Source organism: Paraburkholderia bonniea (genome assembly GCF_009455625.1).
GTDB lineage: Bacteria > Pseudomonadota > Gammaproteobacteria > Burkholderiales > Burkholderiaceae > Paraburkholderia > Paraburkholderia bonniea.
The window spans coordinates 33,042-51,351 of the sequence record NZ_QPEQ01000002.1 but is presented as its reverse complement, the minus strand read 5'-3'; the positions used below and the strand labels follow the sequence as shown (position 1 = coordinate 51,351).

Genomic DNA, 18,310 nt, shown 5'->3' with positions numbered 1-18,310 from the left:
TTTACATTGCGAGAGCCTCTATGCGCAATAGATAACACGTCAAAATTAAAATCACAATTAATTTATTATCTGCATGCGGCAGATAATAAATTTTCAAAACTGGTTTTAAACAAGCCACAACGGCAAAATACAGCGCACGGCAACCACCAAGCGAGGCCTCGCCATGAAAACGCTGACCAGCCAGTTCGCGCAATACGCGGCCTACCATCAGGACCGGCGCAATCTCGTCACGCACTTCGTCGGCATTCCACTGATTGTGCTGGCGCTGGTGCTGCTGCTCAGCCGTCCGGCGCTGCCACTGACGCCATGGCTAGCCCTCTCGCCTGCGTGGGCGCTAGTGGCTGGCGCAACGCTGTATTACCTGCGGCTCGATCTCGCGCTCGGCCTGATGATGGCGGGCATCTTGCTGCCCTGCCTCGCGTTTGGCCAATGGCTGGCCGCGCACGCCACACTCGCCTGGCTCGGCAGCGGCATCGGCCTATTCGTGCTGGGATGGATTTTTCAGTTTGCCGGGCATCTCGCTTATGAGCATCGCAAGCCCGCCTTTGTCGACGATCTGGCTGGTCTGCTCATCGGGCCGCTGTTTGTGCTCGCCGAAGCGCTGTTCAGTTTCGGCTGGCGGCCCGCGTTACGCGCGGCCATCCATGCTGAACCCACGCGCCGCGTGAGCGGGCCATCCGTTGATTAGTGCTGGTTGACTAGTGCTGACTTAACCGCTATTACCGCTGCGCCCGTCGCAACCCGCCCCCAAGCCCAGCCGCACCTTAATGCTGTTCGAAGCGGTCGTAACGTTTTTCGCTCGCCCGCTCTTCGCCGCTGACCTCCGTCACCCGCGCCGCTGGCGGCCCATGCCGCAGCCACGACAGCATCCGGTCCACCTGGTTGGCCGGCCCTTGCAGCAGCGCTTCCACCGAACCATCTTCGAGATTGGCCACCCAGCCGCCCAGACCCAGCGCGTGAGCCTGGCGCACGGTCGCATGACGAAAGCCCACACCCTGCACCATGCCGCGCACTTTCACGTAATAAGTTTCGATACGTGTATCCAGATCCGGACCGCTCATGCCTGCTTCTCCTGACAATTTTTCGTGCGCGCATTCTAGCGCCAGCGCGGCCGCCTCGCGGGCACTGCCGCGCCGCCACGCCACGTACAATCCGGCCACCGCTTTGCATGGAAACCTGAAACAGCATGACTGACCCGAATCGAGATCTCGTCCTGGTAACCGGCGCTACCGGTTTTGTCGGCTCGGCCGTAGCCCGCATCGCCTTGCAAAAGGGCTTTGCCACCCGCGTGCTGGTTCGTGCCACCAGCCCCCGGCACAACCTCGAAGGGCTCGGCGCTGAGATCGTGATGGGCGACATGCGCGACGAGCAAGCAATGCGCGCTGCGTTGCGCGGCGTGCGCTATCTGTTGCACGTCGCGGCTGACTACCGGCTCTGGGCTCCCAACCCGCAAGACATCGAACGCGCCAATCTGGATGGCACCCAAGCCACGATGCGGGCCGCACTGCGTGAAGGTGTCGAGCGCATCGTGTACACCAGCAGCGTCGCCACGTTGAAAGTCACCGGTTCGGGGGCTTCAGCTGACGAGCGCTCGCCGCTCACCGCCAGTCAGGCTATTGGGGTCTACAAGCGCAGCAAAGTGCTGGCGGAACGCGCCGTCGAACACATGGTCGCGCACGACGGCTTGCCTGCCGTGATCGTCAATCCGTCCACCCCCATCGGCCCGCGCGATATCAAGCCCACGCCAACCGGACGCATCATCGTCGAAGCCGCGCGCGGCAAAATTCCCGCGTTCGTCGATACCGGGCTCAATCTCGCGCATGTCGATGATGTCGCGGCAGGCCATTTTCTGGCGCTCGAACGCGGACAGATTGGCGAGCGCTATATCCTCGGCGGCGAAAATCTCTCCCTGCAAACTATGCTGGCCGAGATCGCCGCGCTGACCGGGCGCAAGCCGCCCACCTTCAGCCTGCCGCGCTGGCCGCTGTACCCGCTGGCGCTGGGCGCAGAGGCCGTGGCGCGCTTCACCCGGCGCGAGCCGTTTATCACGGTGGATGGGCTACGGATGTCGAAGAACAAGATGTATTTCAGTTCGGCCAAGGCGCAGCGTGAACTGGGCTACAGCGCCCGGCCGTATGGCGAAGGGCTGCGTGATGCGCTCGACTGGTTTCGCGCGGCGGGGTATCTGGATTAGCGGGTGCGGGTGCGGGTGCGGGTGCGGGTGCGGGTGCGGGTGCGGGTGTCAGTGTCAGTGCCGGCACTGGTGCGGGTGCCCGTAGCCATGCCTGCCGCTTGAGAGCGCACGATTTTGCGACGAATCAAGCGTCAAACTGCATAGGCGCAGGTAGAATCGCCGCACTTCTCAGAGGCCTACGCATGAATCTTCAGGAACAGATTGGCGCACTCGAAGCGGGCGTAGCCCAGCTTATTGATGCAGTAGCCGCTCCCAGCACCGGGAGCGCGGCCGAACAGCCACCCGCTACAGCCACACCAGCCACTGCCCCAGCCGTGGCAAACAGCAAGCCCACACTGCAAATTGCCCGCCCAAGCCAGAACCAGATCACGATGACCGTGGGAGATCACACCGTCTCGCTGCATCCAGAACAGCTTGACCAGTTGCTCGATGAACTCGCTAGCGCCCGCGCCTCAATGCAGCCCGAAGTACCGATGAGCCTGCCCGCAGGCTGGCGTTTCGCCGCCACCCGCAACCCGGTGATGGCGACGCAAAAACAGTCGAACGGCGACCGCATGCTCATCATGCGGCACAGCGGCCACGGCTGGGTGCCGTTCAGCTTCTCGCCCGACCAGGTGATCCAGATGTACATGCTGCTAACGCAGCGTTAAGCACCAGGCCGCTGGCCTCGGTGCTTTCATGCATTCAAAAAGCAGCTCAAACAGCTCGGCTCGCATGGCTCGCCTGATTCAAGCGCACCTAAACACGCACCTTAGGCACGCACCTTAGGCACGCGCCTTAAACGCACCTTAAACACGCCCCAAAGCACCCCACACACCTCACTGGGCAAACCCAGGAGGATTCGCCAGCGTGGTGTCCTGTGGCTTCTCCCTTTGCACCCCCAGTGCCCGCTCGAAACGCTGCGTGCGCTGGCTCACTTTTTCAGCGTAAGCGCGCGAGCCGCCGTAACTTTTCAGCGCGGCTTGAAGGTCTCCGCCCGCCGCTTGCAAATAACCATGCAAAATCGCTGAGCCCAGCTCGATATTGACGCTGGGCTCAGTCAAATCCTTCACCCCCTTCAACAACCGCCGGTGCGCGGATGGCACGACCTGCATCAAGCCAGTCGCACCATTCGCGCCATGCGCTTTTTCCTTAAAGCGGGATTCGATCGAAATAATCGCCAGCAGCAAAGCAGGCGGTAACGCGTATTTTTCAGCCGCGAGCTGGACTTCAGCGGAGATCAATTCGGCTTTCGCCTGAGCGACACCAAATTCACGCACCAGATAATCTGGCACCGGCTCGGCTTGCGCCAGCGGCGCAAACGTTAATGCCAGCGGCAGCAACGCGAATAAAAATAAAAACGGCCGGACAGCAGAAGGCATCACGCACCAGACAAAAAAGAAATAGCGCGCATCATCCGGCGAAAACAACCACAGGTCAAACCCAGCTGAAAAGCACCCAGCGGTTTAAAACACAGCGATGGAACGCAATCGAGGAAGCTGTTACTAACTCACCCGCAATGCATAACCGGCACGCCACCCATCCTGTGACAAGGGCCGGTAATTGTTCCTGCAACGCAGCCAGGGCATCGCACCGCAACGCCCTGGCTGGAATCAAACCGCATCGTTCGTGTTTGAACTGCGGTCATAAAAATGATCGACATCGAGAGACGCATACTGTGACGCACATACTTCGCCCTTCCCAAATTCACCCTTCCCAAACAACGCAACGCGCCCCTTTTCAATCTCCGTGGCCCTGCACACCGAAATGGATGAGGCAAACCGGAACGTCACGCACCTTCAGCTGTTCCACTGCTCCAAGCACTCGAATTCAATCGCTGACCACCACCCATTCATCTGGAACATGCCGCCGGGTGCTATCTCCCCAGCAAAAAACTCTGCAAGACCAGCTCAGCGCCATGCTGGATGCCGCAGAGATGAAAGACAAAGATGGTGGAATGGATCCGACCGAATTGGCAGCCATCAAAGCCACCCTTACCCAATTGGACAGCTTCAATCTTCAATATGGAAAAAAGGGCAACCTGCTGCATCGGCTGGCAGCCTTACCCGACATGCAATCGGGGCTGAAAAGCATTGAAAAAATGTTGCTGGAAAAAGATCATGAGAATTTGTTCACACAGAAAAATAACGACGGCATGACTCCGATGATGCTTGCCATCCGGCATGGCAATGTTTCTTTGGTCGAGCTATTTTGCAAATTAAATGCTCATGAAATTCATGATGAAAACTCCGATTCGCCACTGCATTACGCTTGCAAGAAAATTATTCTGGAAGAATCTGAAAATTTGAACAATGCTTTTTTAAAAATTATTGCGATTTTAATCAAAAATCAATGCGACCCGCATGAATTAGTCAACGTAGAGAATATTGAAAATAAAGCCTATCTTTCCGAAATATTAATCAAAACAGGCAATCTTAATATTTTCCGGAAATTCTTTAATCCGGAAAATGCTTTTTCCATTTTTGACGCAAATGGCAACGATCTGGTTAAGTTTCTGAAGCAAAAAATCGCTGAAATGCAGAACGCCCGGAACGCCTGGATACCCGGTACGCCCGACGATTCTTTTAGAAAACTAGCGGATTACGAAGGCATCCTGTTTTTGTTCCAGATGAACGGCACGGCAAGCGCATAGCGCTAGCAGCGCCCATCCATTCGCGCGGGCCTGGCTGCGCATCACGCCATGCCAGCACATGGATGGCCGGCTCCGTCACCTGCGCTAGCGCTCCTGAACCGGTGCCTGGACCCGGGCTTTCCACTGCCCGCCCTTACCGCGCCAGTACCGCCACGCCGAGGCGCAAGTCGCGCCGACATAAAACAGCGCCACCAGCGGCAAGAATGGTGCCCATAGTGGCGAGCGGCCGTAATAGCGCAGCATCGGCGCATACGCGCAGCACATCGCCGCCCATGCCAGCCAGCCCGGCCAGCCCAATGGTCCAAGCACCAGCGCGGCCAGCGGGGGCACCAGGTAAATCAGCGTCATCCCCAGCAAGGTGCCCGCCAGCCGCCACGCGCTATAGCGCAGTTGCGTGAAAGCGGTGCGCGCGATCATGTTCCAGATCTCGCGCCAGTCGTTATATGGCCGCAGCGAGACGCTGCGCACCGCCAGATCCAGCCGGATCGGATGCCGCCCAGTGCCGCGGTGCTTGATGCGCGCAGCCAGGCTGCAATCATCAATCAGCTCAGCCCGAATCGACTCGATGCCACCCGCCTCTTCTAGCGCCGTACGCCGTACCAGCATGCACCCGCCCGCAGCAGCGGCCGTGCGGCGACGCGGATGATTGACCCAGGCAAACGGGTAGAGCTTGGCGAAGAAAAAGACAAACGCTGGAATCAGCGCTTTTTCCTGCAACGAATCGCAGCGCAGCCGCACCATCAGCGACACCAGATCCCGTTGTTCCGCCTCAGCGCGGGCGACAAGCTGCGTCACGGCATCCGCTGGGTGGCCAATATCAGCGTCGGTCAGCAGAAAAAAATCCGCTGGGGCACCCCGCGCACGCGCCGCCTCCAGACCCTGCGCCTGGGCCCAAACTTTGCCCGACCAGCCTGGTGGCAAAGGTTTAGCCGTCAACACCGTGAGCCGCTCTGGGCACTGAAGCCGCAACGCGGCCGCGCGGGCCACGTCCGCCGTGCCATCCGTGCTGTGGTCATCGACGACGATCACGTGGAACGCCCCGGCGTAGTCCTGAGTCAGCAGCGAGGTCAGCGCCTCATCAAGCACATCGGCCTCATTGCGCGCCGGAACCACCGCGACCACCGCAGGCAGCGGCTCAGCGGCATCGTGCGGCGCTAAGCCCGATAAAGCCGATGCCGCCGGGGACACCGGCCGCACCAATGGCGCGAGCGGCCGCGCGAGCCGGACCCGCCAGAAACCACCCCGAGCCAGCAGCAGCACGCCCCAAATCAGCAGCGAAACGCACGCCAGACTAAACAGAAACAAGATCGCCAACGTGCTCATACGCCCCCCTCCAGCGGCGGCCGTGATCCCATCCGGCGCGATACGCGCATTGCCAGCGTGCGCACAGCGATCACGCACCAATCGAAACCGCCCAGCACCGGACGCCGCCGGAACACGTCGTAATCGGCTTTTTCAATCCGTTCGAGAATGCGCAGGCCGCCTTGCACCACGCTGCATAGCTCCAGCCCGAAGCGCCCCGGCAAGCGCAACGCCAGCGGCGCGCCTCGCACCAGCAGCGCGCGCGCCTCAGCGACTTCATGCGCCATGAGCGCGCGCCAGGCATCGTCAACCCGGCGCGCTTCGATCTGCGCTTCGGTGACGCCAAAACGCGCCAGATCGGTTTGCGGCAGATAAACCCGGCCTTTGTTCCAGTCGATGGCAACGTCCTGCCAGAAATTGATCAGTTGCAGCGCGGTGCAGATCGCATCTGAATCCGCCAGGTTGGCGGGCGTTGCCGCATCGAACAGATGCAGCATCAAATGCCCCACCGGGTTGGCTGAGCGGCTGCAGTAGTCGAGCAGCGCGGGCCATTCGGCGTAACGCGTGGTGTCGATATCCTGGTCGAACGCGGATACCAGGTCGTAAAACGGCGTCAGCGGCAACTGGTATTGCGCCACCACGCCCGCCAGCTTGCCAAACAGATGTGCATGAACCGGTGCCGCCCGCCCAGCGGCCACTGCATCCAGTCCGGCGCGAAAATCTGCGAGCCGCGCGTGACGCTCGGCGGGGCTCCAGTCGCCTTCATCCGCGATGTCGTCAGCCGTGCGGGCCACGTGATAAATCACGCCCACCGGTGCACGCAACGCCTTGGGTAACAAAATGCTGGCGACCGGAAAATTTTCGTAATGATCGACTTCCATCTTGTGGGCCTCAACAGACTTGGAGTAATCGTTGTGAAATGCAACGGCGCATGCTGCGCCGCAAGGCCGCCTAGTCTAAGGCTTCCCGGGGCGCATGGACACGCCCCACGCTGTCTTTCGCCCAGACGTTCCACGTCACGCGCTTGTGGCTATCTGGCGCTGCAGCACAGGGGCAGCGATAGCGTTAGAATGCGCGTCTGGTTCACAAGGCACCCGGCACCCGGCAGCTAGATTCAGGCCCGCTTCAAACGCCTGGCGTGCATCGGGCCAGATTCTTTCCGCATTCCCCTAATTCATCTAAACCCGCGTCAGTCGGAGTTCGTCTGCCTATGCAAGTCATCCTTGCCCAGCCTCGTGGCTTCTGCGCGGGTGTGGTCCGTGCGATAGAAATCGTTGACCGCGCGCTGCAACAACATGGCGCGCCTGTCTATGTCCGCCACGAAATCGTGCATAACCGGCACGTCGTCGATAACCTGCGCCACAAAGGCGCACGTTTTGTCGAAGAACTGGACGAAATTCCTGAAGGTGCCGTCGCCATTTTCAGCGCGCACGGTGTCGCGCAAAGCGTCGAAGAAGCCGCCGGGCAACGCGGGCTGGATGTGCTCGATGCGACTTGCCCGCTGGTCACCAAGGTGCATGTGCAAGGGCGGCAGTATGTGGCCGCTGGCCGCACGCTGATTCTCATCGGTCATGCAGGCCACCCCGAAGTCGAAGGCACCATCGGCCAAATCCCCGGGCCCGTGCTGCTGGTGCAAAGCGAAGCCGAGGCCGACAACATTGATCTCGCAGCGGATGCCCCGCTGGCCTACGTGACCCAGACCACGCTGTCGGTAGACGACACACGCGGCATTATCGACGCGCTGAAACGCCGCTTCAGCAATCTCGTCGGCCCCGATATCCGCGACATCTGCTACGCCACGCAAAACCGCCAGGCGGCGGTGCGCGAACTCAGCCAGCAAGTCGATGTGCTGCTGGTGGTGGGCGCGACCAATAGCTCGAACTCCAACCGGCTGCGCGAGATCGGCAGCGAAATGGGCGTGCCCAGCTACCTCGTGGCCGATGGCTCAGAGGTCAAAAGCGCATGGTTTGCGGGCGCACACAAGGTGGGCCTGACCGCAGGCGCATCCGCACCCGAAGCCATGGTCGAGCACGTGATTCAGGCGCTACGCGCGCTCGGGCCCGTCGAGCTAACGACGATGGCGGGCCGGGAAGAAAAAGTCGAATTCAAATTGCCGTCGAAGCTGACGCAACCTCTCGCTGCACGCGAAGTTTAAGGAGGACCCCTTGTCTATTCCGCTGCTACAGAAAGTCCGGGTTGGCGCATACATCATGCGTCAGCATCTGTCACGCAACCGGCGCTATCCGCTGGCCTTGATGCTTGAGCCGTTATTCCGCTGCAATCTGGCCTGCAATGGTTGCGGCAAGATTGACTATCCCGATCCGATCTTGAACCAGCGCCTGTCGCTCGAAGAATGCCTCGGTGCCGTGGATGAATGTGGCGCGCCGGTGGTATCGATTGCCGGTGGCGAGCCGCTGTTGCACAAAGAAATGCCGCAGATCGTACGCGGCATCATCGCGCGCAAGAAGTTCGTTTACCTGTGCACGAACGCGCTGCTGATGGAAAAGAAAATGGACGACTACGAGCCGAATCCGTATTTCGTCTGGTCGGTTCACCTGGATGGCGACCGTGCGGCGCACGACCATTCGGTGTCGCAGGATGGGGTGTATGACAAGGCCGTGGCGGCGATCCGCGAAGCCAAGCGCCGTGGTTTCCGCGTGAACATCAACTGCACGCTGTTTAACGACGCAGTGCCAGAACGCGTGGCCGCGTTTTTCGACACACTGGGCCCGATGGGCGTGGACGGCATCACCGTGTCGCCGGGCTACGCTTACGAGCGCGCGCCAGACCAGCAACACTTTCTGAACCGCGACAAAACCAAGCAGTTGTTCCGCGAGATTTTCAAGCGCGGCAATCACGGCAAGAACTGGTCGTTCAGCCAGTCGGCCATGTTCCTCGACTTTCTCGCGGGCAACCAGACATACGCTTGCACGCCCTGGGGTAACCCGGCGCGCACCGTGTTTGGCTGGCAAAAGCCGTGCTACCTGGTGGGCGAAGGCTATGTCAAAACCTTCCGCGAACTGATGGACACCACCGACTGGGATGCCTACGGCACAGGCAACTACGAAAAATGCGCGGACTGCATGGTGCATTGCGGTTTCGAAGCCACAGCGGTGATGGACACCGTAGCTCATCCATTGAAAGCGCTGAAGGTCAGCCTGCGCGGCCCGAAAACCAGCGGCGCATTCACTGAAGATATTCCGCTCGATAAACAGCGCCCCGCTGAGTACGTGTTCTCACGTCACGTCGAAATCAAGCTGGAAGAAATTGGCCGCAGTGCTGGCAAGGGCAAAAAAGTGCAGGCCGCAGCCGCTGAGGTGCATTGAGCTTTGCTGCTGGACGGTGCCGAGCGGTGCTAAACGGTGCTGGACGGGTATGAAACACAAACCCCACGCTTTTCATCGGAGCGTGGGGTTTGTTTTTTTGCGCAGCGTTGCAGGCGTTGAGATCGAATGTCTTGCTGGCACGGCCATGACAAGATCGGTGTACTTCGCCAGCCAAGCATCTGCAGCAAGCAAACGACGTAGCCGCCAACACAGCCTGTGCGGCTAGAAGCCCATCAAATGAATCACGCTGCCTGCCTCGCAGATCACCCCATGAACCAGCGCAACCTGAAGTGGGCTTATCCATGCAGGCGTTCACGGTAAACTCTGCGTCCCTCACGCCAATCACTACAACGGACGCGTCAATGTTGTCCGCCGCATCGCGCCTGCCAAGATGAGCCAAAAAATAATCCCGACCTCGTATTTCAGCAGCATTCAGGCGTTACGGGCTATCGCAGCGTTGCTCGTGCTGGCCTTCCACCAGTACGCCGTCGAAGGCAAGTATTTCGGCGCGCATGCGATACCGCACGTCCTTGGCTTGTTTGGGACTTGTGGCGTCGATCTGTTTTTTGTCATTAGCGGGTTTGTGATGACCAGAGTGACGCGCGGACGATTCGCTTCCCGCGAACAGTCAAAGGTCTTCCTGCTACACCGGTTTTTGCGGGTGTACCCGATCTACTGGTTCTATAGCTTGATTGTTCTGGCAGTGATGCTGGTCATGCCACAGTGGGTCAATGCAACGACGGGGCATCAGGCGAACCTCCTGAGCTCATTCCTGCTTCTGCCAAGCAGCACGCTGCCATTGCTGCTGCAAGGCTGGACCCTGACGTACGAGATGTTCTTTTACCTCGTGTTTGCCGGTCTGGTTGCGTTCATCGCCGAACGCTTTCTGCCGGTAGCGTTGCTCATCTGGGCGATATTGACTGGTGGCCTTGCCTTCTGGCTGGGGCGCGCTCAGCTCACCAACCCGTTCCTGGAGGTTGTGAGCAATCCGCTTGTGCTTGAGTTTATTGGGGGGTGTTTCTGTGCGTTGCTCTGCCCGGCCGTGAAGGGCGCGCGCTCAATAGCGGTGCTCGTCATTGGCCTGGCTGCGCTGCTTGCGGCATTCGTTATAGGCGAGCACGCGGGCTTATCTGCGGTGGTCCAGTGGCGCGCGCTCTATTTCGGCGTGCCCGCATGTCTGCTGGTGCTCGGCGCAACGTCCTGGGAAATGAACACCGGGCGCACAGCGCCCCGGTTCCTTCGTCTCCTGGGCGATGCGTCTTACTCGCTCTATCTCTCACATGTCCTTGTTATTTCGGCAGTTGGGCGCTTGTATGCGCACCTGGCACCCGCGGCGCTTCCCGCTGCATTCGGCACGTTGCTATGCCTCTGCGCCGCAATCGCAAGCGGCTATCTTGGCTACCGGTTGATTGAGCAGCCATTGAATTCAAAGATCAGGCAACTGGTGCGCCGCTCAAAATTCATGTCCGCAGCGTAGATGAGGGCACGGGTGCGAAATGAACGTTGCGCTGGCAGCCGCCATCTCTGTCAGCGAAACATGCTGGGGCGGCAATGATGCTCCCGCGCTGGCCAAAACGATCGGTAGCGGTTGAGTTGAGCTGAGCTCAACGCCTGGAACACCGGCGCCAGTGAAACAGGCAACGCTGGAATGGCGGGCCTACTTCAATCACCCTCGATTGCTGGGGCCCCTTCCGTCATAGCCCGCTCGCTGAAGCTGAGACAGGCTACTATCGGCAACCTGCAACCTCTGCCGCCAAACCCGCAGCCACTTAAACCAGCCAGCCTCTACGATTTTCGGGGCGGTGCCCCGTGCGGCATGAGCGTCGCACTTTCCGACTGGCCTACCCATCATTAGCCTATGAGCAACGCTGCGCGTTTTCCCCACTTCGACACCCTTCGTCTCGCCTTTGCCATACTCGTCATTTTTTCGCACAGCTTCGAGCTGCTGCGCTATCCCGAGCCCCTGCTTCACTACGGCGGGCTTTCTTCGTTAGGCGGGTTGAGCGTCGCTGGCTTCTTCCTGATTAGCGGCTACCTCATTACCGGTAGCTGGCTCGCTGATCCATCCATGGGCCGGTTTCTACGCCGTCGCGTGCTGCGTCTATATCCAGGATTCATCGTCGCTTCGCTCATCTCGGTGATGATCGTGGGCCCCCTCGGGGCTGAGGTAAGCCAATATTTCAACGACCTCAACATCGGGAAATCACTGCGCGGCCTGCTCACGCTGCGTGACCCGCAAACGCCGCGCGTTTTCGCGGGCACCTACGCTGAAGCCGTCAACGGCTCGTTGTGGACCATCTCATTTGAATTTCGCTGCTATCTGCTGTTGCTCGCCATCGCCTTGCTGGGCATTTTCAAGCAACGCCTGGCGTTGCTCTGCCTCACCGTCGTCATCGCTTTCGCCGCCTGCTATGCACGCGCGAACGACCTGAGCCATGTCACGCTTGGCCTGCGCATGCTGCGCGTGTCCGATTCGATGATCTGGTTTGCGGCGCTCTTTCTCACCGGCAGTTGCGCTTATGTCTTCAGGGAGCGCATTCGTTATAGCGTCGTACCCTGCATCGTCGCGTTCGCGGTGCTGGCGGCTTGCGTGACCGACCCAATATTGTTCCGCCCCGCCGTGCTGCTCGCCGGGGCCTATGTGGTGTTCGCCGCGTCAACCTCACCGGCATTGCATCGCTTTGCGCCGAGCCGCATCGACCTTTCATACGGCGTCTATCTCTACGGCTTCCCGGTGCAAAAACTATTGAGCTGGTACCTGCCAGCCATTACGCCCCTCGTGCTGTTTGCCGCGACACTAGCGCTCTGCCTCCCGCTGGCCGCATTGAGCTGGCGCTATATCGAGTTGCCAGCGCTGCGGCTCAAACCGCGCCGGGCCCCCAGCTCAGCAACACTTTCCCGCCCCTGAGCGATAGCGTGCGTTTTGCCGTTCACGGAAAAATTCTTCGTAAGTCATCGCTTCTTGTTCCGGGTGAGTCGTGCGCATATGCGCCACATACGTGTCGTAATCCGGAATCCCTACCATCAGCCGCATCGCCTGGCCCAGATAGCGGCCTGCGGTACGCACTTCGTCTCGCAGATCAGAAAACATCGCGGACCTCCTGCCCAGTCGGGCATCAATGAACCTGTGAGCAGCTCAAAGGTGAGTGCAGCGCCTTGACGCACTCCACTCACCTCAAGCTGCATTAACGCGCTGCGCCGGTGTTCTGGCTCGCTGGCATCGCTTCATACGGGGTTTCGCGCACGGTCGGGTGATTCGTCCGGCGAGCCCGCACCACAGCAAGCACACCATACGCCACGATGCTCACCACGACAAAGATGAAGAGCCCGCACAACGCCGCATCGACGTAATCGTTAAACAGCACGCGCCGCATTTCTTCCAGTGACTTCGCCGGTGCTATCACCTTGCCGGCATCAATCGCTTCACGCAGCTTGGCAGCATGGGCGAGGAAGCTGACGCGCGGGTTGTCGTCGAAAATCTTTTGCCAGCCCGCCGTCAGCGTGCAGATCAGCAGCCAGACAGTCGGCACTAACGTCACCCATGCGTAACGTTCGCGTTTCATCTTGAACAACACCACCGTGCCAAGCACCAGCGCAATCCCGGCCAGCATCTGGTTCGAAATGCCGAAGAGCGGCCACAGCGTGTTGATCCCGCCCAGCGGATCGACTACGCCCTGATACAGGAAATAACCCCATGCGGCGACGCACAGCGCCGTGGCAATCAGGTTCGCGGGCAGCGACTCAGTACGCTTGAGCGCCGGGTGGAAGGTGCCCAGCAGGTCTTGCAGCATGAAACGGCCCGCGCGGGTGCCCGCATCCACTGCGGTCAGGATGAACAGCGCTTCGAACAGAATCGCAAAGTGGTACCAGAAGGCCATCATCCCAGGCCCGCCAATCAGTTGATGCAGGATCTGTGCCATGCCGACGGCTAGCGTCGGTGCGCCGCCAGCGCGCGCGATGATGGTGCTTTCGCCGACCGCTTTGGCGGTTTGCGTCAGCATCTCCGGCGTCAGCACAAAGCCCCACTGGGTGACAGTTTGCGCCACGGCTTCCGGCGTTGTGCCGAGCACCGCAGCAGGCGCATTCATCGCAAAGTAAATGCCAGGTTCAATCACCGAGGCAGCCACCAGCGCCATGATCGCCACGAACGATTCCATCAGCATCGCGCCATAGCCGATAAAACGCGCATTGGCTTCGTTGTCCAGCAGCTTGGGCGTCGTGCCCGACGAGATCAGCGCGTGGAAACCCGACACCGCGCCGCAAGCAATCGTGATGAAAAGGAACGGGAACAGGTTGCCGGACCATACCGGGCCGGAGCCGTCGATAAAGCGAGTGAGGGCAGGCATCTTCAGCTCAGGCGCGACAACCAGAATGCCGATGGCCAGCCCGAGGATGGTGCCGATCTTCAGAAAGGTGGACAGGTAATCACGCGGCGCGAGCAGCAGCCACACCGGCAGCACCGAAGCCACAAAGCCATAACCGATCAGAATCCACGTGAGCTGGGTGCCGGTGAAATCGAACCACACTGCCAGTGCCGGGGTGTCATGCACATACTGGCCGAACACAATCGAGGCCATCAGTAGCACAAAGCCGATGATCGACACTTCGCCAATCCGGCCAGGCCGGAAATAGCGCATGTACAAGCCCATGAAAAGCGCAATCGGGATCGTCGCGGCGACGGTGAAGGTGCCCCATGGCGAATGGGTCAGCGCCTTCACGACGATCAACGCGAGCACCGCAAGAATAATGACCATGATCAGGAATGCGCCGAAGAGCGCGATCACGCCCGGCACAGTACCCAGTTCCATCTTGATGAGATCGCCCAGCGAGCGGCCATCGCGGCGGTTCGAAATGAACAGCACGATGAAATCCTGCACCGCGCCAGCGAACACCACGCCCGCCAGAATCCACAGCATCCCAGGCAGATAGCCCATTTGCGCGGCCAGCACGGGGCCGACCAGTGGCCCCGCTCCGGCAATCGCCGCGAAATGATGGCCAAACAAGACGTACTTGTTGGTCGGCACGTAGTCGAGCCCGTCGTTGTACTTGACGGCCGGTGTCATGCGCATGGGGTCGAGCTGCAGCACCTTGCTGGCGACAAAACGGCTGTAAAAGCGATACGCGATCAGATAGACGCACACGGCGGCAATCACGATCCATAGCGCGCTGATGCGCTCACCTTGCGCGAGCGCAATCGTGCCCAGCGAGAATGCGCCAAGTAGTGCAACCACGCTCCAGAGCAGAAATCCGGAAATCCGGTTCATGAAACCCCCTGTTAATAAATTATTCTGTCCGCCGGTTTTAGCGGCAGCAGCCTTGCAACACGCTTATTCCGCACTGCGTGCGTTATGGCGCGTCAAATATTGAATCAGTCCGTCAATCCCGCCCTTGGCAAGCTGGTCGGCGAACTGCGTTTGATACACCTGAATCAGCCACGCTCCCATCATGTTGATGTCGTAAATCTTCCAGCCGTTTGCAGTTTTTTCCAGGCGGTAGTCGATCGCATCGTCACCGCCGTTGGTCAGCACGTGCGACTGAATCACGGTGTCTTTCGCATCAGCCGCCGCGCTGGAAGGTGCAAACCGGAACTTCACGTCCTGATCGCGCAGCTGCGACAGCGACGCCGCGTAAGTGCGCACCAGTAATAACTGGAACTGCTCATAGAGTTTTTGCTGCTGCTCGGGCGTGGCCGTGCTCCATGCACGGCCGACGGCAATGCGGGTGGTGCGCTGAAAGTTGGTCGAGGGGACAAAACGTGTTTCAACGATGCCAGTGATTTTCGCCATGTCGCCGCCCCGCGCTTGCGGGTCGGCTTTCATCGCACTCACCGTGCCTTCGACAGCACGCTTCACCACGACATCTGGTGCGCTTTGCGCAAGAGCCGTTGAGCTCAGCACGGCAGCAGCCAGAAAAGCAGATAAATAACGTTTCATGGGCTCGTCAGGAGAATTGAAAAAGGTCCCGGCCCCCCGCTGGGCAGACCGGTGCCGCAGTGTATAACGACTTAATTCAGTTGGCCTTTTAGCGCACGTGCATCGTTCGGCCATTGCTCCAGCTCGCTCTATATCCGCTCTAAACCCTTCCCACACCCGCTCCAGATTCACCTCAAATCCAACCTCAAGACTGACCTGCCGCACCGGTAGCGGCCATGTCGCACGCCGCCGATGGCTCTGTATACTCTGGCACTTCCGTTTGCCTACCCGTTTTGCCCGAACCCCACTTGCCTCCATGCTGAAGTCCTCCATCGTTCGCCTCGTCGCCGGGTCGGTGCGTCATCCCGCGCGGGTTATCGCGCTGTCGCTAGTGCTGGCAGTGGCCAGCAGCGTGTATGTCGCGCAGCACTTCAAGATCAATACCGACATCAGCCGCCTGATCGACACCGATCCGCAATGGTCCGCCCTCGATAACGCCACCAACCGGGCCTTCCCGCAGCGCGGCCAAACCGTGCTGGTCGTCGTCGAAGCCGCTGCGCCAGAGTTCGCCGACGCCGCCGCCAATGCGCTCACCACCGCGCTGCAAAAAGAGCCCGGGGAATTCGCCTCGGTCACGCAACCGGCTGGCGGAGCGTTTTTCGAGCGCAACGGCTTGCTGTTTGCTCCGCTCACCAAGGTCGAAAGCACCACCACACAACTCATTCAAGCGCGCCCGCTGCTCAACGCGCTGGCCAAAGATCCGAGCCTGACCGGGCTCGCAGGCGTGCTTAGCACCAGCCTGATGCTGCCGCTGCAATTGGGCCAGGTGAAGCTGGCCGACATGGAGCCACTGCTCAGCCGCAGCGCCCATACCCTCGATCAAGTGCTGGCGGGCCAGCCCGCTGCGTTTTCATGGCGCGCGCTGCTCGACACAAGCGCGGCCAGCGTTCCTGCGCGAGCCTTTATCACCGTGCAACCCGTCGTCGATTACGGCGCGCTTGAAGCGGGCGCGCGCGCCTCGCAGTCAATTCGCGCGACAGCGGCCGCGCTCAATCTGACGGGCCAATACGGCGCACATATCCGCCTCACCGGCGAGCAGCCACTCGCGGATGAAGAATTCGCTTCAGTGCAAGATGGCGCGGTGCTCAACGGCATCGCCACCTTCCTCGTCGTGCTGTTGATCCTGTGGTTAGCGCTGCGCTCCGGGCGGCTGATCCTCGCCGTGTTCATCACGCTCTTCGTCGGGCTGGCAATCACCGCGGCACTTGGGCTGATGATGGTCGGCGCGCTGAACATGATCTCCGTGGCGTTCATGGTGCTGTTCGTCGGACTGGGGGTGGACTTCGGCGTGCAATTCGGCGTCAAGTACCGCGAAGAACGGCACCGCGATAACCGCCTGCCCGCTGCATTGATGAATACCGCGTACAGCATCGGTGCACCGCTGACGCTGGCCGCCGTGGCGGTCGCCGAAAGTTTTTTCTCGTTCATGCCCACCGCTTACCGGGGTGTATCGGAGCTCGGACAGATCGCCGGGGTCGGGATGTTCGTCGCGTATCTGAGCAACATGACGCTGCTGCCAGCGCTCATCAAAGTGTTCAACCCGCCTGGCGAAGCCGCCTCGCCGGGCTTTAAGCAACTGGCCCCGGTCGATGACTTTCTCGCCCGGCAGCGCAAGCCGGTGCTGTTCATCACGCTGGCGCTCGTGGTGGGTGCACTGCCACTGCTCGCTCATCTGCGCTTCGATTTCAACCCGCTACACCTGAAAGACCCGAATACCGAATCTATGGCAACGTTGCTGGCGCTGAAAAATTCGCCGGAAGCAGCGGTCAATAACGTGCATGTGCTGGCCCCTTCGCTGGTGGCAGCCAACCGGATCGCCACGCGTCTGGCGGCACTACCAGAAGTTGGCCGCACCACCACGCTCTCCACCTTTATCCCCACCGGGCAACCACAAAAACGCGCGCTGATCGCCACGGCCGCGCAACAATTGCTACCCGCGCTGACACAGCCCACCGCACCACCTGCCAGTGACGCCGTGCGCGTCGCCGCGCTGAAACGCGCCGCAGCCCAGCTCGCATTTGCCGCCGAAGACCACCCCGGCCCGGGGGCCGCCGCAGCGGCACATATGTCGGCCACGCTCAAGCAGCTTGCCGCCGCCGACGCTGCCACCCGCGAGCGCGCCGAGCATGCGCTCAGCACACCACTGCGGCTGGCGCTTGGGCAACTCACCCTGCTGCTGCAACCCGGCGAGATCAACCGCGCGACACTGCCCGCCAGCATCGTGCGCGACTGGCTCTCGCGCGACGGTCAGGCGCTAGTCGATATCGCACCCAAAATCCCACCTGGCGCAGACCCCGGCGACGATGCGCTGCTCCGCCGTTTCGCCCATGCGGTAAAGGCCGCCGAACCGCTAGCGATCGGCGGGCCAATCTCGATCCTGCATTCAGCCGACACCATCATCACCGCCTTCCTGCAAGCCGCCTGCTGGGCTATCGCAGCGATCACCATCCTGCTGTGGCTAACACTGCGGCGCATTGGCGACGTGCTGCGCACGTTGGTGCCGCTGCTGGTTTCGGCCGTGGTCACGCTGGAGTTATGTGTGGTGTTCGGCATGCCGCTGAATTTCGCCAACATCATTGCGCTCCCACTGATGCTGGGCGTAGGCGTGGCCTTCAAGATCTACTTCGTGATGGCTTGGCGCAACGGCCATACCGGCTTGCTGCAATCGAGCCTCACCCACGCCGTGCTGTATAGCGCCGCTACCACCGCCACCGCGTTTGGCAGCCTGTGGCTGTCACACCATCCCGGCACCTCCAGCATGGGCAAATTGCTGGCGCTGTCGCTGTTCTGCACCCTGATTGGCGCGGTGGTGTTTCAACCTGTGCTGATGGGCCAGCCGCGCATGCCACGAGCACTCGGCAACAAGCAGGAGCAACGCCCATGA

17 protein-coding genes are annotated in these 18,310 nt (G+C 60.5%); 9 read left to right on the top strand and 8 right to left on the bottom strand.

Going from position 1 to position 18,310, the window contains the following annotated elements:
• Positions 1-163 precede the first annotated feature (163 nt).
• Positions 164-688: an Mpo1 family 2-hydroxy fatty acid dioxygenase gene (locus GH656_RS14210; protein WP_153076733.1), complete on the top strand. Its 525-nt coding sequence runs from the start codon at positions 164-166 to the stop codon at positions 686-688.
• A 76-nt stretch (positions 689-764) separates the two neighbouring features.
• On the opposite strand, the gene GH656_RS14205 is transcribed toward GH656_RS14210, so the two are convergent.
• Positions 765-1,061 carry an acylphosphatase gene (locus GH656_RS14205; RefSeq protein ID WP_153076732.1) on the bottom strand — a complete coding sequence of 99 codons (297 nt, stop codon included), beginning with the start codon at positions 1,059-1,061 and terminating at the stop codon, positions 765-767.
• A 125-nt stretch (positions 1,062-1,186) separates the two neighbouring features.
• Here GH656_RS14205 and hpnA point away from each other — a divergent pair, with 125 nt between their 5' ends.
• Positions 1,187-2,194 (top strand): hopanoid-associated sugar epimerase, encoded by a 1,008-nt coding sequence (hpnA, locus tag GH656_RS14200; RefSeq protein ID WP_153076731.1) that lies wholly within the window; start codon positions 1,187-1,189, stop codon positions 2,192-2,194.
• Here hpnA and GH656_RS18185 read toward each other — a convergent pair.
• Positions 2,191-2,322 (bottom strand): hypothetical protein, encoded by a 132-nt coding sequence (locus GH656_RS18185; protein ID WP_281349666.1) that lies wholly within the window; start codon positions 2,320-2,322, stop codon positions 2,191-2,193. The two genes, hpnA and GH656_RS18185, sit on opposite strands and share 4 nt — an antisense overlap.
• Before the next feature lie 54 nt (positions 2,323-2,376).
• Here GH656_RS18185 and GH656_RS14195 point away from each other — a divergent pair, with 54 nt between their 5' ends.
• Complete coding sequence (locus GH656_RS14195) at positions 2,377-2,844, top strand: hypothetical protein (protein ID WP_153076730.1); 468 nt, start codon at positions 2,377-2,379, stop codon at positions 2,842-2,844.
• Between the two features lie 168 nt (positions 2,845-3,012).
• Here GH656_RS14195 and GH656_RS14190 read toward each other — a convergent pair whose 3' ends face one another.
• Complete coding sequence (locus tag GH656_RS14190; RefSeq protein ID WP_153076729.1) at positions 3,013-3,555, bottom strand: transglycosylase SLT domain-containing protein; 543 nt, start codon at positions 3,553-3,555, stop codon at positions 3,013-3,015.
• A gap of 296 nt (positions 3,556-3,851) precedes the next feature.
• Here GH656_RS14190 and GH656_RS14185 point away from each other — a divergent pair, with 296 nt between their 5' ends.
• Positions 3,852-4,826: an ankyrin repeat domain-containing protein gene (locus GH656_RS14185; RefSeq protein ID WP_174769789.1), complete on the top strand. Its 975-nt coding sequence runs from the start codon at positions 3,852-3,854 to the stop codon at positions 4,824-4,826.
• 84 nt (positions 4,827-4,910) lie between these two features.
• Here GH656_RS14185 and GH656_RS14180 read toward each other — a convergent pair whose 3' ends face one another.
• Positions 4,911-6,149, bottom strand: coding sequence for a glycosyltransferase (locus tag GH656_RS14180; RefSeq protein WP_153076727.1), 1,239 nt, complete (start codon positions 6,147-6,149; stop codon positions 4,911-4,913).
• A complete protein-coding gene (gene hpnC, locus GH656_RS14175) occupies positions 6,146-7,009 on the bottom strand; it encodes a squalene synthase HpnC (RefSeq protein ID WP_153076726.1) in 864 nt (287 codons plus the stop codon). Before hpnC ends, GH656_RS14180 begins: the two co-directional genes overlap by 4 nt.
• A gap of 329 nt (positions 7,010-7,338) precedes the next feature.
• Here hpnC and ispH point away from each other — a divergent pair, with 329 nt between their 5' ends.
• The 4 genes from ispH (at position 7,339) to GH656_RS14155 (ending at position 12,362) form a co-directional block, all read left to right on the top strand.
• A complete protein-coding gene (gene ispH, locus GH656_RS14170) occupies positions 7,339-8,283 on the top strand; it encodes a 4-hydroxy-3-methylbut-2-enyl diphosphate reductase (protein ID WP_153076725.1) in 945 nt (314 codons plus the stop codon).
• Positions 8,284-8,293: 10 nt separating this feature from the next.
• Positions 8,294-9,454: an adenosyl-hopene transferase HpnH gene (gene hpnH, locus GH656_RS14165; RefSeq protein ID WP_153076724.1), complete on the top strand. Its 1,161-nt coding sequence runs from the start codon at positions 8,294-8,296 to the stop codon at positions 9,452-9,454.
• 391 nt (positions 9,455-9,845) lie between these two features.
• Positions 9,846-10,931 carry an acyltransferase family protein gene (locus tag GH656_RS14160; RefSeq protein ID WP_153076723.1) on the top strand — a complete coding sequence of 362 codons (1,086 nt, stop codon included), beginning with the start codon at positions 9,846-9,848 and terminating at the stop codon, positions 10,929-10,931.
• Positions 10,932-11,312: 381 nt separating this feature from the next.
• The gene (locus GH656_RS14155; RefSeq protein ID WP_153076722.1) at positions 11,313-12,362 is read left to right on the top strand and encodes an acyltransferase family protein; all 1,050 of its coding nucleotides are present in this window, start codon (positions 11,313-11,315) and stop codon (positions 12,360-12,362) included.
• Here GH656_RS14155 and GH656_RS14150 read toward each other — a convergent pair.
• The 3 genes from GH656_RS14150 to GH656_RS14140 form a co-directional block, all read right to left on the bottom strand.
• Positions 12,339-12,545, bottom strand: coding sequence for a YbdD/YjiX family protein (locus tag GH656_RS14150; RefSeq protein WP_153076721.1), 207 nt, complete (start codon positions 12,543-12,545; stop codon positions 12,339-12,341). The genes GH656_RS14155 and GH656_RS14150 overlap by 24 nt on opposite strands.
• 94 nt (positions 12,546-12,639) lie before the next feature.
• Positions 12,640-14,718 carry a carbon starvation CstA family protein gene (locus GH656_RS14145; protein WP_153076720.1) on the bottom strand — a complete coding sequence of 693 codons (2,079 nt, stop codon included), beginning with the start codon at positions 14,716-14,718 and terminating at the stop codon, positions 12,640-12,642.
• Positions 14,719-14,781: 63 nt separating this feature from the next.
• A complete protein-coding gene (locus tag GH656_RS14140) occupies positions 14,782-15,387 on the bottom strand; it encodes an MlaC/ttg2D family ABC transporter substrate-binding protein (protein WP_153076719.1) in 606 nt (201 codons plus the stop codon).
• A gap of 295 nt (positions 15,388-15,682) precedes the next feature.
• Between GH656_RS14140 and hpnN the strand changes: the two genes are divergently transcribed.
• Positions 15,683-18,310, top strand: a complete 2,628-nt coding sequence (gene hpnN, locus GH656_RS14135; protein ID WP_153076718.1) for a hopanoid transporter HpnN — start codon at positions 15,683-15,685, stop codon at positions 18,308-18,310.

What these genes read in the sequence shown, in the direction of transcription:
- GH656_RS14210 (WP_153076733.1), top strand. Translation starts at nt 164, where the DNA reads ATGAAAACGCTGACCAGCCAGTTCGCGCAATACGCGGCCTACCATCAG.
- GH656_RS14205 (WP_153076732.1), bottom strand. Translation starts at nt 1,061, where the DNA reads ATGAGCGGTCCGGATCTGGATACACGTATCGAAACTTATTACGTGAAA.
- hpnA (WP_153076731.1), top strand. Translation starts at nt 1,187, where the DNA reads ATGACTGACCCGAATCGAGATCTCGTCCTGGTAACCGGCGCTACCGGT.
- GH656_RS14195 (WP_153076730.1), top strand. Translation starts at nt 2,377, where the DNA reads ATGAATCTTCAGGAACAGATTGGCGCACTCGAAGCGGGCGTAGCCCAG.
- GH656_RS14190 (WP_153076729.1), bottom strand. Translation starts at nt 3,555, where the DNA reads ATGCCTTCTGCTGTCCGGCCGTTTTTATTTTTATTCGCGTTGCTGCCG.
- GH656_RS14180 (WP_153076727.1), bottom strand. Translation starts at nt 6,149, where the DNA reads ATGAGCACGTTGGCGATCTTGTTTCTGTTTAGTCTGGCGTGCGTTTCG.
- hpnC (WP_153076726.1), bottom strand. Translation starts at nt 7,009, where the DNA reads ATGGAAGTCGATCATTACGAAAATTTTCCGGTCGCCAGCATTTTGTTA.
- ispH (WP_153076725.1), top strand. Translation starts at nt 7,339, where the DNA reads ATGCAAGTCATCCTTGCCCAGCCTCGTGGCTTCTGCGCGGGTGTGGTC.
- GH656_RS14160 (WP_153076723.1), top strand. Translation starts at nt 9,846, where the DNA reads ATGAGCCAAAAAATAATCCCGACCTCGTATTTCAGCAGCATTCAGGCG.
- GH656_RS14155 (WP_153076722.1), top strand. Translation starts at nt 11,313, where the DNA reads ATGAGCAACGCTGCGCGTTTTCCCCACTTCGACACCCTTCGTCTCGCC.
- GH656_RS14150 (WP_153076721.1), bottom strand. Translation starts at nt 12,545, where the DNA reads ATGTTTTCTGATCTGCGAGACGAAGTGCGTACCGCAGGCCGCTATCTG.
- GH656_RS14145 (WP_153076720.1), bottom strand. Translation starts at nt 14,718, where the DNA reads ATGAACCGGATTTCCGGATTTCTGCTCTGGAGCGTGGTTGCACTACTT.
- GH656_RS14140 (WP_153076719.1), bottom strand. Translation starts at nt 15,387, where the DNA reads ATGAAACGTTATTTATCTGCTTTTCTGGCTGCTGCCGTGCTGAGCTCA.
- hpnN (WP_153076718.1), top strand. Translation starts at nt 15,683, where the DNA reads ATGCTGAAGTCCTCCATCGTTCGCCTCGTCGCCGGGTCGGTGCGTCAT.